Annotated in this window: 13 protein-coding genes and 1 pseudogene; 9 read left to right on the top strand and 5 right to left on the bottom strand. The window is 40.8% G+C overall.

Going from position 1 to position 15,079, the window contains the following annotated elements:
• Positions 1 to 21: 21 nt before the first annotated feature.
• The 7 genes from CPT03_RS22690 (at position 22) to CPT03_RS22660 (ending at position 9,827) form a co-directional block, all read left to right on the top strand.
• The gene (locus tag CPT03_RS22690) at positions 22 to 810 is read left to right on the top strand and encodes an FHA domain-containing protein (protein WP_099440944.1); all 789 of its coding nucleotides are present in this window, start codon (positions 22 to 24) and stop codon (positions 808 to 810) included.
• Between the two features lie 11 nt (positions 811 to 821).
• Entirely contained in the window at positions 822 to 2,114 is a 1,293-nt protein-coding gene (locus tag CPT03_RS22685; RefSeq protein ID WP_099440943.1) for a serine/threonine protein kinase, read from the top strand.
• 18 nt (positions 2,115 to 2,132) lie between these two features.
• Positions 2,133 to 3,677 carry a serine/threonine protein kinase gene (locus CPT03_RS22680; protein WP_099440942.1) on the top strand — a complete coding sequence of 515 codons (1,545 nt, stop codon included), beginning with the start codon at positions 2,133 to 2,135 and terminating at the stop codon, positions 3,675 to 3,677.
• Between the two features lie 40 nt (positions 3,678 to 3,717).
• Positions 3,718 to 4,632: a LytTR family DNA-binding domain-containing protein gene (locus CPT03_RS22675; RefSeq protein WP_099440941.1), complete on the top strand. Its 915-nt coding sequence runs from the start codon at positions 3,718 to 3,720 to the stop codon at positions 4,630 to 4,632.
• 82 nt (positions 4,633 to 4,714) lie between these two features.
• A complete protein-coding gene (locus CPT03_RS22670; protein WP_099440940.1) occupies positions 4,715 to 7,465 on the top strand; it encodes a TonB-dependent receptor domain-containing protein in 2,751 nt (916 codons plus the stop codon).
• Between the two features lies 1 nt (position 7,466).
• Positions 7,467 to 8,750, top strand: a complete 1,284-nt coding sequence (locus CPT03_RS22665; protein ID WP_157766512.1) for a parallel beta-helix domain-containing protein — start codon at positions 7,467 to 7,469, stop codon at positions 8,748 to 8,750.
• Positions 8,751 to 8,762: 12 nt separating this feature from the next.
• Positions 8,763 to 9,827 carry an SO2930 family diheme c-type cytochrome gene (locus CPT03_RS22660; RefSeq protein WP_099440938.1) on the top strand — a complete coding sequence of 355 codons (1,065 nt, stop codon included), beginning with the start codon at positions 8,763 to 8,765 and terminating at the stop codon, positions 9,825 to 9,827.
• 201 nt (positions 9,828 to 10,028) lie between these two features.
• Here the strand turns inward: CPT03_RS22660 and CPT03_RS23220 are convergent, their stop codons facing one another.
• From CPT03_RS23220 to CPT03_RS23210, 3 genes and pseudogenes are all read right to left on the bottom strand, one after another.
• Positions 10,029 to 11,360: a hypothetical protein gene (locus CPT03_RS23220; protein ID WP_245869927.1), complete on the bottom strand. Its 1,332-nt coding sequence runs from the start codon at positions 11,358 to 11,360 to the stop codon at positions 10,029 to 10,031.
• Between the two features lie 82 nt (positions 11,361 to 11,442).
• Positions 11,443 to 12,885, bottom strand: a complete 1,443-nt coding sequence (locus CPT03_RS23215) for a glycoside hydrolase family 2 protein (protein ID WP_245869926.1) — start codon at positions 12,883 to 12,885, stop codon at positions 11,443 to 11,445.
• 163 nt (positions 12,886 to 13,048) lie between these two features.
• Positions 13,049 to 13,174, bottom strand: a pseudogene (locus tag CPT03_RS23210) (hypothetical protein); the annotation flags it as partial.
• A gap of 59 nt (positions 13,175 to 13,233) precedes the next feature.
• Here CPT03_RS23210 and CPT03_RS22650 point away from each other — a divergent pair.
• Entirely contained in the window at positions 13,234 to 13,686 is a 453-nt protein-coding gene (locus tag CPT03_RS22650) for a DUF4143 domain-containing protein (RefSeq protein WP_317044351.1), read from the top strand.
• A gap of 21 nt (positions 13,687 to 13,707) precedes the next feature.
• On the opposite strand, the gene CPT03_RS22645 is transcribed toward CPT03_RS22650, so the two are convergent.
• Positions 13,708 to 13,896 carry a hypothetical protein gene (locus CPT03_RS22645; RefSeq protein ID WP_099440937.1) on the bottom strand — a complete coding sequence of 63 codons (189 nt, stop codon included), beginning with the start codon at positions 13,894 to 13,896 and terminating at the stop codon, positions 13,708 to 13,710.
• A 49-nt stretch (positions 13,897 to 13,945) separates the two neighbouring features.
• Between CPT03_RS22645 and CPT03_RS23280 the strand changes: the two genes are divergently transcribed.
• Entirely contained in the window at positions 13,946 to 14,068 is a 123-nt protein-coding gene (locus tag CPT03_RS23280; protein WP_262497709.1) for a hypothetical protein, read from the top strand.
• A 194-nt stretch (positions 14,069 to 14,262) separates the two neighbouring features.
• On the opposite strand, the gene CPT03_RS22640 is transcribed toward CPT03_RS23280, so the two are convergent.
• On the bottom strand, positions 14,263 to 15,075 hold the full coding sequence (locus CPT03_RS22640; protein WP_099440936.1) for a DUF4249 domain-containing protein: 813 nt from the start codon (positions 15,073 to 15,075) through the stop codon (positions 14,263 to 14,265).
• Positions 15,076 to 15,079: the final 4 nt, after the last annotated feature.

The following is a 15,079-nucleotide window of genomic DNA, read 5'->3' as shown; positions in this document are numbered from 1 at the left end:
TTTAAAGAAAGGATATAGAATATGTTTAGCCTATTTAGCAAAAATACCCCCGAAAAACCACAGGATGTTAAAGCCATCAGAGAAGCTATACTTGTTTTTATTAAACAGGAATTACAAAAAATGGAAGGCGGAGAAGGTAAACACATTAAAGGTTTTCAGCTTTACATAGCCTGTATGCCCGTTGAGAAATATATGTATGAATCCGCAGTATTTGCTGATGAAGAGCATCATTTCAAAAATGAGGTACAGCGAATAGCCGATGATTTTGCGATAGATCTTCCCAAAACCTGGACAATGGAAACTGCTTTTACTGATGAACTACCGCTGCAAGCTATTAAAATGCCTAATCTTGAAGTGGCTCTTTATATAAAAACACCTGAACATGCTGCGGTTCAAAAATCAGGAACAGCGTACATTAAAATTTTAAATGGCGAGGCCGAGCAGGCAGAATACACCATTAAGTCATCTGATGGCAAGATCAATATTGGTCGTGAAAAACAAGCACAGGACAGCGATGGATTTATCAGGGTTAACAATATAGCCTTTCCAGATGCCAGTGCCAATGAGTGCAACAAATACATAAGCAGGCAACATGCCCATATTGAATGGAGTAATGATGCCGAAGCTTTTATGCTGTTTGCTGATGATGGCGGCGTACCTCCGCGTAATAAAGTAAAAGTAAGATCTGTTAAGGAACATAATTCTGTAAAGCTTACCTTCACAGAACTGGGGCACGCGCTTCACGAAGGAGATCAGATAATATTAGGAGAATCAGCTGTTTTAGAATTCAGTTATCATCCTAATCAGTAATTTATAAACAAATGGCAAAAGTATTTACTATAACAGAAGGATTGGAAAATATGGGTGCATTGCGCACGGGTGGACAAGGGTCTGTATATAAAGGTAAAAGAATGGGTGCCATTCTTTCGGCTGTAAAACTATTGCCAACGCCTATACATGCAGAAAACACCGAAGACAAGAATTTCCGGGATTTCCAGAATGAGGTTGAAAAACTGAAGAAAGTTAATGAAGATCCAAGCCCGAATGTTGTCAAAATATTAAACTCAGGCCTAACAGAAAGTGGCTCTCTTCCCTTTATAGAAATGGAATATATAGAAGGACCAGATCTCGAAGATTTGCTAAAACCTCCACATAGTTCGATCTTTACTATAAGGGAAACGATAAAACTGGCAGACCACCTGGCCAATGCACTTGCCCACTGTCATAAAGTAGGGGTTAAACACGGTGATATTAAAAGTAACAATATCAAATTCAATACCGCTACAGGCAACTATATACTTCTTGATTTTGGTTTAGCCGTAATGTCTGATGAACAGCGTCGTTCCAGTTTGCGTCATGCAGGCGCCGTAGAGTTTATGGCTCCTGAACAGCATGACGGCAAGATGCTTTTCCAGTCCGATATTTATAGCTACGGCATTATTCTTTATGAACTTTTAGCCGGCACAGTTCCATTCCCTCTTATCAATAAAACAGAAACCTCGCGCAACATGGTTATGCTTTCGCACATCGAAAAGCAGATTCCTGATTTGATGGAACTCCGTAAAAACCGTTTACCTGCAGATTGGTCAGAAGAGAAAAAGGCCAGTGAAATGATGGTTCCTACCTGGCTGCTCCAGCTTATTGAAAAATGCCTGCAGAAAGATCCGGAGAACAGGTTCCATGACGGTGTGGGTTTATATGATGCTGTTAACAACAGCAAACAGGACATCCTGAATAAAGAGCAGGTTACAACGGTCATTAATGAACTGAAAGCCGAAAACGAAAGGTTAGCCAATCTGGTTCAGAAATATGAAAAGGGCGGTAAAGCAAGAACATTTATCACGGCCGGAATTATATTATTTGTTTGTTTAGCTACATTTGGTATAAATTTAGTCTTAAATCACCGTAAGGGTACTGAAACAGATAGCACTAACGTTGTAAATAAACCAATCCTGCCGATAAAGAAAAATGTAAAAACAGAACCTGAAAAGAAAGTTACACCAGTAACCCCAGATACCTTACAAACTGTTCCGGCGAGTAAAAAGGATACGGTAAAACCAAAAACAACTAAAAAAACAAAGGACGGATTGATTAATGATGTTCCTGAATTTTAATAAAATAACGAAGACACTATGAGCAAAGTATTTACCATAACAGAAGGATTAGAGAACATGGGGGCCTTACGTACAGGTGGGCAGGGTTCTGTTTACAAAGGTAAAAGAATGGGGGCAATCATTACTGCGGTAAAGATATTGCCAACCCCAATTCATACTGAAAATACGGACGATAGAAATTTCAGGAACTTCAAAAATGAGGTTGAAAAACTTAAAAAGGTAAATGAGGTGCCTAACCCGAATGTGGTTAAGATCCTTAATTCAGGACTTACAGAAAGTGGTTCTTTTCCATTTATCGAAATGGAGTACATCGAGGGCCCCGATCTGGAAGAACTGTTAAAGTCGCCTCACAACCCTATATTTACCATCAGGGAAACTATAAAACTGGCCGAACAACTGGCAAATGCCCTTACACATTGCCATAGGGTTGGGGTTAAACACGGCGATATAAAAAGTAATAATGTAAAATTCAATACCGCTACAGGCAATTATATCCTTCTTGATTTTGGCCTCGCAATCATGTCCGATGAGCAGCGCCGCAGCAGTGTACGGCATGCAGGAGCTGTTGAGTTTATGGCCCCGGAACAGCACGATGGTGAAATGTTCTTTCAAACCGATGTGTATAGCTATGGGGTAATATTGTATGAACTTCTGGCCGGAACGGTTCCTTTCCCATTGATCAACAAAGGAGAAACAGCCCGCAACTCGGTAATGCTGGCGCATATGGAGAAACAGGTACCTGATCTGTTAACCTTGCGAAGAGCCCAACTACCGGAAAACTGGTCGGATGATGTTAAAGCAAGGGAAATGAATGTTCCCCTATGGCTGCTCGAACTGATCAGAAAGTGTTTAGAGAAACGTCCGGAAAACAGATTTGCTAATGGAATGGCCCTGCAAGATGCAGTATTGCACTACAGCCATAGCAATGTGCCTGCTACCGAAGCAAAACCCGTGGCAGCTGCAGCAAGCATAATTGCAGCGCCAAATAATACTTCAGGCGTACGCATTTCAAAGCCTGTATTTACTTTAATGATCATAGCCATTTTAGGGCTTGGTGTGCTTTCAGCATATGCCTTCTTTTTTAAAGATCTTGAACCCAAAAAAGAGCTCGCTACTGATTCTTCAAGTGTTGTTCATCAGGATACCACCCACCTTACCGAAGAGGTAATTCCAGATACCACCGAAGAAATTAAACCCATCATTTTAGATACCACAGCACAGCAAACCAATCAGGATAGCTTAAAAAAAGAGTTTGAACGTCAAACTGCAGCAAATGCACCAAAGCCTACACCACCTCCTGTTACCCAACCTAAAGAAGGGCCTGAGGAGCCTGTTATATTTAGTGAAGGCAAAAAATACAGAATCCCCAAAACCACGCTTTATTTTCATGAATCACCTAATAATGATGCCCCAAGGCGTGGAATCTTAGGCTTGTGGGTTAAATCAAAATTTGAAGTAATTGATGAACAGGGCAACTTTATTTATGTAACGCTTACTGATAACGATGGACAGGTGACAAAAGGATGGTTAAAAAAGTCAGACTTGAAGGAAGTTCCACAATAAATACTTAAATTTCAATACCAAATATTAAGTATACTGTTGCATGGCAAGGACAACACCTCTTTCAGTAAATTATACTGTGCTCAAAAGCGCACTTGACCGTCCATTCCTTATACTCAACTCATCCGTAAATAAGACCATATTTATTGCTCTTGTTACTGTTATCAGCCTGCTTTTCATGTATACCTTTGTACCGTTTAACATCAATCGGTGGTACGAGGATGCGAGTAAACTCGATCTATTTAAAATCTTTAGCATCTTTTCCCTGGCCGGAACATTAACCCTTCTGTTTACACAGTTTGGACTATGGAAATTGCTACACATCAAACACCTTAGCTACGGACAATATTTCTTCTGGTTTCTAGGCGAAATAGTACTCTTAACCTTTGCCATAATGGGCTGCGACTGGGTGCTCAACAATCATCCGGAACTGTCAGTAAGTAATTATCTCGACACATTTAATTATACCATACTCATTGCCATCCCTCCCTATGTAATTTCATTATTAATTTTGTTTGGTGTACAACAAAATAAACTTGCGTACAACCTATCATTGGTTGCCACAGAGCATAAAGCACTTTCAGATAATCTTCTTATCGAAGATGAGAATGGAAAAATCATATTAACTCTTCATCCAAATAACGTTTTGTTCTTTAAATCTGAAGACAATTACGTTGATGTTCATTATCTGCTGGGTGGAGAAGTTAAAACAGAACTTATCCGTACCACATTAAAAAAGATTGAGTCTACCTGTAGTTATTCAGGTTTAATAAGGGTACACAGGTCATACACTATCAATATAAAAACCGTTTCATCTTCCAAGAAAACACATAAAGGTTATGTGCTTCAGTTTGATCCTTTGCCCGATCTGCAAATCCCGGTATCGGCATCCCATCAAAAACAATTTGAGCAATACCTTAACAATACAACTTCTACCCTCCCATCCACCCCATTATAGCCCCATTTCGTCCCAAACACGTTATAATCATTGTCTGCTGATGGTTTTGTAATCTATATTGCACTAACCAAAACCAAACACAATGAAAGTAACGAGACTATTTTTATTGATCCCTTTTCAGTTTTTACTTAGCAACCTAAACGCTCAGGTTATTAAGGGAACTATTAAAAACAACATCACAAATGAGGCCGCACCGGCGGTATCCATCCATGTCAAAAATTCTTCCGAAGGGACATATTCAGATGATAGGGGAAGGTTTCAACTCACCGTTAAAAAGAAACTGCCCGTTGTACTCATCTTTTCTTCCCTTGGTTTTGAAACCAAAGAGGTCGAGGTTCAAAGCACTACCACTCCGCTCGATGTTATCCTTAACCCAAACTCTATATTAGGGCAGGAAGTAGTGGTTTCGGCCAGCCGCGTGGTACAGAAAAAACTCTCCTCACCGGTAACCATCGAACAGCTTAGCAGTAAAGACATCAGCAATTCCCCTCAGCTAAACTATATGGATATGATCCAGGGCTTAAAAGGAGTTGATGTAACCGTCTCCAGTATTGGATTTACCAGTATTTCTACAAGAGGCTTTAACACCAGCGGAAACACCAATTTCACCCAGATTGTGGATGGAATGGACAATCAGGCACCCGGCCTTAATTTCCCTCTGGGTTCAGCCATTAGTTTAACTCAGCTTGATGTAGACAATATTGAGGTACTATCCGGAGCCTCATCCGCACTTTACGGTTCAAGAGGCTTAAACGGAACTATGGTAATGACCGGAAAAGATCCGTTTAAATATCAGGGTTTAAGTGTGCTTGTAACTCAGGGCGTAAACCATGTTAAAAGCAGTGGCAGTTATGACCCTGTGAGTGCATCACCATATTATGATTGGGCAATACGCTATGCAACAAAGATCAACGAAAAGCTGGCCTTTAAAATTAACTCTCAATATACCCAGGCAAACGACTGGGTGGCTACCGACAGCACTAATAAAAACGGCCCCGGCAACAGGTTTACCGACCCCAATTATAATGGTGTAAACTACTATGGCGGAGCAACCAATGCAGATATTAATCCGTTCTTAGAGGGAGCATTAGCAGGAGATCCTTCCCTGGCTCCCCTTATTGAACCTTTGCTTGCTAAGCCTAACTATGTGACCAGAACAGGCTATCCCGAATACGGATACCTCGATAACAAGGCAAAGTTATTCAAAGCAAATGCCGAACTAAGGTATAAAATAAGCCCAAAACTGGAAGCTATTATGTCCGGTACATATGGCACCGGAAACATTGTGTACACTAATGATACCCGCTATCAATTAAAAAGCTTTAAAGTAGGGCAATACAAGGCCGAACTGAAAAGCGACAACTGGTTTGTGCGTGCCTATACCACTACAGAAAACTCCGGAAGAACCATAATAGCAGGTCCTACAGCTCAGTACATTAATGAAGCATGGAAAACAAGTTACGACGGCGCTACCGGAGGCTGGTATCCGGAATACACCAGCGCCCTGCTTGCCTCACTTGCCGGTGGAGCCAGCTTAAACGACGCTCATTTAGCTGCCCGTGCATTTGCAGATCAGGGACGTACCCAATTAGGAACTCCACAGTTCAATGAACTTAAGGAAAAGATCTCCAATACGCCTATTTCCGAAGGCGGCACCTTATTTCTCGATCGCAGTAAACTTTACAATGCTGAGGCACAATATAACTTTACCGATGCAGTTAAGTTCATGAGTGTAATTGCCGGGGTAAACTGGCGCCTATACAGTTTGAACAGTAAAAATACGCTATTTCCAGATAAAGACAAACCAATTAATGTAAAAGAATACAGTGCCTATGTACAGCTGGCCAAAAAACTTGCCCAGGATCAGTTAACGCTCAGCACCTCTTTCCGGTACGATAAGAATACACTCTTCTCCTCCCCTAAAGTAACTTCCAGAGCTTCGGCAGTGTATGAGCCTGTTAAAGACAATTTTATTCGCTTTTCTTACCAAAATGCATACAGTTTCCCTTCAAACATACAGGCATTACAAAATACGCTTAACGGATACAACAGCTACTCATCTGGAGGTTCCTCTTTGTTACTGAACGACAACTATCATTTCAATGAATACCCACCATATACACTTGAAAGTGTTTCAGCTTATCAGCAATCGGGAGACGCCTCAGTGTTAAAGAAATTTGAATACAACGACATTAAACCACAATCTGTAAATGCCTTTGAACTTGGCTATGCAGCTTTAATTGGCAAAAGAGTAATGTTTGATGTGTTGGGCTATTTCTCTACATGGAAAAACTTTATCGGCTATGCCAATGTAGCAAACACTCCCGGAACCAGTGATGTAACTGCTTTTAAAGACCACAGCACTTATGTACAGTATAATATCGCTTTTAACGGCGGACAAACCGTAAATACCTATGGCTATGCTGCAAGCGTTAGTGTTGATCTGACACATAATTTTCTAGCAAAAGTCAACTACTTTTCAGACAACATTAAAAACAAAAACAACAGCCAGATAAACAACTTCAACACACCTCATTACCATATAAACATGGAATTTGGCAACAGTGGTTTCGGCAAAAAGCAGGAATGGTCATTTGGTACTACCCTTCGTTATAAACCAGGTTACTTTTATGTTGTTTCAGGCGGCTTAGCCGAGGGCAGGGTGCCAAGTTCAGCAGTAATAGATGCCCAGGTAAGCTATAAACTTATCAAGGCACGTTCCGGCATAAGGCTGGGTGCCACAAACATCACCAACAAATACTATTCAACCGGCGTTGCCAATCCTAATATTGGTGCCGTCTATTATATCACTTATGCATACAACATCCTTTAAAATGAAAACCATAGCATCATTAGTACTTGCTTTCTTTGTTACCATCACTTTGTTTTCCTGCAACGGAAACAAATCAGCCCAACAGGGGAACTATAAAACCGATTTAACATTTAAACCCGGGGAAGAGCAGAAAATAGCAGAAGCCTTTCTGTCTATAAAAGACAGTACCAGGATCCTATTAAAGCAAGGCACCTATAAATTCGACAACCTGAGTATCGCACAGGTAAATCACATTATGATTCAGGGCGAAGGACACGACAAAACCATTCTCGATTTTAAAGAACAAAGTCAGGGTGGCGAAGGCATCAGGGTAACAGATGTAAAAGATTTTGTAATTGATGGCATGACCATTCGCGATTCCAAAGGAGACCTCTTAAAGATCAATAAGAGCCGAAACGTAACCATTACCAACCTGCATGCGGTTTGGAGCAAAGCAGATTCGACCAGTGGCGGGTATGCCATCTATCCCGTTATGTGCAAAAATGTACTGATAGAAAACTGTTATACCGAGGGCTCATCAGATGCCGGTATCTATGTTGGTCAAACCGACAGCGCCGTTGTAAGAAAATGTAAGGCAGCCAAAAACGTTGCCGGCTGCGAAATCGAAAACACATCAAACGCCCAGGTTTACGACAATGAGTTTTACAACAATACTGCAGGCTTTCTTGTATTCGACTTACCTGATCTTTCTAAAAAAGGCGGGCATGTTAAAGCTTACAACAATTACATACACGACAATAATTTCAGGAATTTTGCAAAAGCGGGCAGCTTTGGTACCTCATGGGGTGTAGGCAATGCATCACCAGGCAGCGGAATTATAATACTGGCCGCATCAGACATCGAGATCTATAATAACCGTATTATCAACAACAACTCCTCTTCAATAACCATTGCTTCAGGCTTTGCTGTTGATGAAAAAGCCGGAGAGAAAATAAACAACAATTACTTTCCCATTTCTAAAAACATCAACATTCATAGCAATACTATCGAAATGGGACCTGCATTTCCCGAAGCTGCTTATGAGCACCGCATTGGTAAAATACTTGTAGCCGTTGAACAGCAGTTAAATGCTAGTGATCCGGCCAGAAAAACCAAGCGTATCCCCTTTATTATGTACGATGGTATTTCGAGTAATATCCTAACCAAGGGTACGGGAGCTAACCCAGATTCCATCTGTATAAAACAACCTGGCGACAACCTATTTGTAAATGCCGATTTTTTAAATATCAGCAATCCTAAAAACTGGAAACCCAACACAGACATTACCCCTTATATCTGCAAGTAAAAATTAATATCAATGCGTAAAACTTATCTTTTCGGGTTTATTCTCCTTTTTAGCGTTTCACTTTCCATTTTAAGCCAGCAGGGCTGTAAAAACAAAACCAGCCAAACCATACAAAACAATGGATTTGTGTTTAAGGAAAAGCTTTCTGATTATGGCTTTTTCAAAAACAAGCTGAAAGACCTTGTACCTAACGAAGGAGTTTTGCATTACGACATCAGTACCGCGCTCTTTACAGATTATGCCGTTAAAGACCGCTTTATTGTTTTACCAAAAGGGGCTGCAATTATGTATACTGCATCAGGGGCACTTAATTTTCCTGATTCAACAATCATTGTAAAAAACTTTGCCTACACCAATGTTAATCATCAAAAAATCATGATTGAAACCAGGTTGCTGGTTAAAGATCCTACCGACAAAAACTGGAAGGTGATGAATTACCTGTGGAATAAAGAACAAACAGATGCCATTAAACACATTACAGGTGCAAAAATCCCAATTACACTATTGGATAACGATGGCAATAAGCTTTTAACAAATTACCAGGTACCAAACACCAACGATTGCAAGCGCTGTCATATTAAAAATGATTTACTGATCCCAATAGGGCCAAAGGCTCGAAACCTCAACATAACCTTGCCAGGGCAGAGTACCAACCAACTTAAGGCATGGGCAGCCAGGGGAATTCTAAAAGGATTACCTGATACAGGATCAGTTGCACAACTGCCAAACTGGGCTGATGCCAAACACTATAGCCTGGAACAGCGCGCAAGAGCATACCTGGACATTAACTGCGCACATTGCCACACCAAAGGAGGCGATGCCTACAATACAGGCTTATTTTTAGAATATGAGCAAACTAACCCCAATCATTTAGGTATAAGAAAAGCACCTGTTTCTGCCGGTGGTGGGGCCGGTGGTCTGGATTACGACATCATACCTGGCGATGCCACACATTCTATTTTGGCTTATAGAATGGCAAGTACAGAGCCCGGAACAGCTATGCCTGAACTGGCACGAACACTGCCTCATAAAGAAGGGATAAAGCTGATCAGGGAATGGATAAATAGCTTAAAGTAAAAAAGAACAGCCGGAAAAATATCCGGCCGTTCTAACCTAATTCACAAACTCCCTAAATTGTGAATGCTGTGCACCCATCCAGGTTCACACAGCACTCAGCCTAAATTGTGTTAAACCAAATATGGTATGGCTAAGATCTGGGCTAACCATTTCCCGATCTTATATTAACTAACTATCCGCAGGGAAACAGAAAGATCTTTTTTACAATTTCTCTTTTAATGCCGCGTAGGTCTTTTTATAATCTTCATTATCAGGCGCCTTTTCAGTAAGCATTTTTGCCCAATCCAGCGCCTTACTTAATTCTGCTTTATCAGCACTATGCTCCAGTACAAAATTGGCATTGGTAAGCATGGTTGGCCGGTTATTCTTGTCTTCAAACTTCTCAGTATAATTCACAATTGCCGAAGCAAAAACCTTCCAATCCTTACCGTAATAATAAAAAAGCTTGGCTCTGGTTACTGTGCGGTCGGCGGTTACAGCATCATGTTTTTGCGTTACCGCAGCCGCTATTGCCTGCCAGTCCGGAACTTTATCTTCAGCCTTGGCGGCATCAACAAGAAGATTTATAATTGCATCTGCAATAGCTTTATCCTTTTGTTTTAGATTATCAGCATCAGTTGATTTTGGAGTTGTAGCCACAGCCTTACTTAAATCATCGATAGCATTTCCAGAAGCTCCCTTGTGTTGATCAACAGCACCCTGAAACATTGCGCGATCCTGTTCCGAAAGGTTATTCCCATACTTACTTAGGTAGACCGGCGCTGTTGCTACGTAGTTGGTCCAATCCTGATTGTTATAAAAATGCACTGTTTTGGCACGCAACAAAATCTCATCAGCCGGGGCACCATAGGGTTTTATTTTTGCTTCAATACCTGTCCAGTCTATCTTAGCAGGATCTGCCAGCATAGGTTCCATATCCCCTTTAAAGATCATATTCATCATATTTACGGTATATTGCCTATCTCCCAGTACTTTTTTAAATGCCGCCGGGTTCTCTACCATAAACTTAAACCCAGCATCCTTTGTACTTTTTGCAAATTGCGCTACAGATTGTACGTCCTGTTCACTTAAAGGGGTTTTTAACGTAGCTATGTAAGCATTGCCAGCCAGCACCGCACCCGGCTTATCGCCAGCTTGCGTAGCCATCATTGCCATCTTCTTTAAAAATGCTGCGTCTCTTTTAACATCTATATATTGTTGCAGCATGGTACTATAGGTCTGGGCAGGCTCTGTAAGATCTGCATCCTTAGCGGTAACATCCGGTATAGTTCCCATATCAGGATTCAGCTGGCTGTGGATTTTACGCAACTCCGCAAAAGGGATTTTAACCACTTCCCTGTCGTATGTCATCAATCCATTCTGTTCCCCTTCCACATCAAAAGGCTGGGTATAAATAGAACCGCTCATTCCATCAGCTTCAAACAGTTTTAAGTGCTGGTTCATGATGGTGTATTTTGCCTTTAAAGCAGCCGGTTTCTCCTGAATATAACCCCATGCCGATCCGGCCAGCCATTGGTGATCCGGGATAAACACACCAATACCACCAAACTCTCCTCATACCTGAGCTTTGCCATCCTGCTTTATGGAATTCATTGGATCCGGATAAGCGTGTACATCAGTCATATGTGCCGCCACATATGCAATTTGGAGCAGGAGAACGGAGTTGTTCATTTACATATAACAGTTCACCACTAGGTCCGTTTACAATTCTCGATGGGTCAGTAGTTTTAATCCATTTGGTCAGGCGTTCCTGATCGTATTGTCCCCATTTTTCGTTGAATAGCACCCAGGTTGTAATAGAAGGATAATTATGTAGTTGTAGCAAAATCTCTTTACTCCCTTTTTCAAAGGCTTCTTTTGAACCCTCAGGTACGCCCTGATTGGGGTTTACCATATCCTGCCATACCAGCATGCCCAGTTTATCAGCATGGTAATACCAGGGTGCAGGCTCAACCTTTATGTGTTTACGAATGGTGTTGAAACCCATGGCTTTGATAGCCTTAATATCAAAAGCCAGGGCTTCATCTGTTGGAGCGGTGTACAAACCTTCAGGCCAAAAACCCTGATCCAATGTCCCCAAATTATAATAAGGCTTGTTGTTCAGCATAATGCGGTCTATACCTTTGCTGTCTTTAGCAACCGAGGTTTTACGCATACCGAAATACGATTTTACCTCATCTATAACTGTATTTCCTTTTTTCAGTTTAACAGTCAGGTCATACAAATACGGGCTGGCCGGGCTCCATAGTTTTGCATTTTTTACAGGTAGTTGCAAATTCACACCGGTTGCTCCCTTTACAGTACTTATTACCTTTCCATCTGCCAAAACACTTACCTCTACGGTATAACCGGCAGCTCCATTAGCTGCAATGTTTAACAAGCCTTTATTAATATCAGGCGTCATATAAAGTGAAGAGATCGATGCAGCCGGAACCACTTCCATCCATACTGTTTGCCAGATCCCCGATGTTGGAGTATAATAGATATTTGCCGGATTTAGCACCTGTTTCCCATGTGGACCAACACCTTCTCCAGTTGGGTCAAACACCTTTACCACCATTTCATTGCTTCCCTCTTTAAGCGCCGGGGTAATGTCTAAACTGAACTCCGTATAACCACTTTCGTGCTTTCCTACCTGCTGGCCATTAATAAATACGGTAGCTTCATAATCAACAGCACCAAAATTCAGCTTTATCTTATCTCCTGATTTTGTTTCGGGCTTTTTAAAGGTCCGCTTATACCAAAGATTCTGATTTGGCTTCAGTTCTCTTTTAACGCCCGACAAAGCAGATTCTAATGGATAAGGAACCAGGATCTGTCCTTCATAGGCAGTTGGTTTATTGGCATTTTTAGCGGTTATCGCATAGTCCCATAATCCGTTCAGATTGGTCCATTTTTCGCGTACCATTTGTGGCCTTGGATATTCTTTTAAAGCATTTGTTGGTGATACATCTTTCGCCCATCGGCTTTGAATTGTTACCGGCTGCATTTTCCATCCCGTCTGCGCCTGCACCCCTATGGTAAGCATAAGGGCTGTTACCAAAATTAAGGTTTTCATACTATTTGGTTTCATAGTCGTTTTTATGTGTTAGTTTAATAAGTAGCAATTGCTGATGCAAAACTAGCCACCCTATCACAAATAAAATTGGACTTTAGCACCAAAAAATTGGATTCTAGCACACACTTCTTTGATATTTAGTACTCAGTACTTGAACTTTATACTAAAACACAGTTATCTCACCAACATACACCCCCGTACTTATAGCATTTCCTTCGGCACTTACATAATGCATCCAGCAATGTACCGTATCGTTCTTAAAGTCCTTAGGCATTTGCAGATTTATTTCCTTTGCTGATCTGGTAGTTGCGTTCTGAAAAGTAACAAATTGCTCTTTAGCCGGGTTATATTATATTTCAACTACAGCCTTATCATCAAAATTTTAATAAACGCCTCATAAAAAGTTCTAAGCTTTATTTTTATGATACGGGGTTACTTAATTACTTATTAGGTATCAGAACACCAGAAGATTTTGAACAAAACAGACTTAAGGGCAACCTTTTCGAAAATATGATCATTGCCGAATATCAGAAGAAAAACAATCATCAATATCTCCATCAGGATTATAATTTCTGGCAGGAAAGCAACGGTAGAGAAGTAGATTTATTAATAAAAACACACAATGGCTTTGATATTTTTGAAATCAAAGCAACTCACACAATTTCTTCCTCATTATTTAAAGAGTTGGATTATTTTGAAGAATTAACACCTGGACTATCAATCAAAAAGCACTTAATTTATGGTGGTGATGAAGATCAGAAACGTACTAAATATGATGTCATCAGCTGGAGGAATACTTAATTGTATTCTCCAGCCCATCTATCACTTCAAATGCTCCACCACTACAGCTAAAGACAAGCCAGTATACTCGCAAAACTCCTGCACTGTTAAAGGCACAAATTTTTGCTTATTTAACGACTTTTTGATGGCCATAATTAATCGATGCGCTGCCGTTTTCCCTTTACCCATTAAAACCTGCACATCCTTTGTGTAAATAAATAATCTCGACATTGGTATCTCCCTCTATTACTTATCCGTTTCGGCCGACACCAAATATGGAATGTTCCGTCTTGCGGCTGAAAAGAGGCTTATTTTGGAAACCGTAAGCATCCCGTTGAGTAATATCGCCGATGCCTGGGAAATGGAAGTAACCGATGGCAAACGATTGGTGGTGACCATATAGAGATGACAGGGAAGAATAGTGTGATTGCTAAGTCCAGCTTGAAGACAGCGTCGAGGCAGCATCGACATTCCTTCGGAAAAAGGTATCTGTTTTCCGAAGGAATCCTATCGCAGTTCTTAATTTGCCTTGATTCAGTCGAGACCCAAGTGCCAGCATGTACATATCGAGCACCATACAAAAAGGAGCTTAGCCCCTTACTTCACTACCATTTCCTTTTTACTAACCGTATGGGCACTAAAATATCCTAAAGCATTATTACTGATATTAGATGGCGGATTGCCAGGTGTTACACCACCCCCAGGGCCATTTTGCGATTGCTGACTTAGGGTATTCCAATAGATAAATACATTCTTATCAATACACTGCATTTCAACCTCAACCTTATCGCCTGTTTTTAACTGATTGTCATCGTTATTTTTGCCGGTAAAAAACATCACACTGGGTACATTGTTCCCATCGGTAAAACGGTCATTTTCTGCATAAACACTTCTAGATTGAGCACCATTCACTTTTAGCACAAACCGGTACTGATTGGCAACTCCGGCAGGATCTTTATAATGTACCTGTGCCTGCTTTTGCTTTTCGCTGCCAAAGTTAAACACCTTAACATCCAGCGAATCAATCTTTACGGAATCGGGCATGGTCGAGGTAGCCGTATAAAGCACATTATTTATATTTACTTTAAGGCTATATGTGCGACCCGGTTCTCCTTTGAACGGGCCAAAAGTATAGCTACCAGGTGTGCTTTCGGTAAAGATCCATGAACTACCCTGATCGTCGGTTACATTTACTACTGCACCTTTAACTGCAGGGTAATCGTTAGGTTCTGTATAAGCAACCGATTGGCTTATTTTAATGGTTTGCAACCCCAATTTATTAGTAATATTGCCTTCTATCACTAACTGATTTGGAGAAGTATTAAGCTCAACATCTATCACTTTTTCACACGAACATATGCTAAATGATACGGCAAGCAACAGACTTAAATATTTGATTTTTCTTAGCATCACT

This window comes from Pedobacter ginsengisoli (assembly GCF_002736205.1).
Lineage (GTDB): Bacteria > Bacteroidota > Bacteroidia > Sphingobacteriales > Sphingobacteriaceae > Pedobacter > Pedobacter ginsengisoli_A.
Note: the sequence above shows the minus strand (reverse complement) of the source record. Positions and strands in the feature narration are given on the sequence as shown.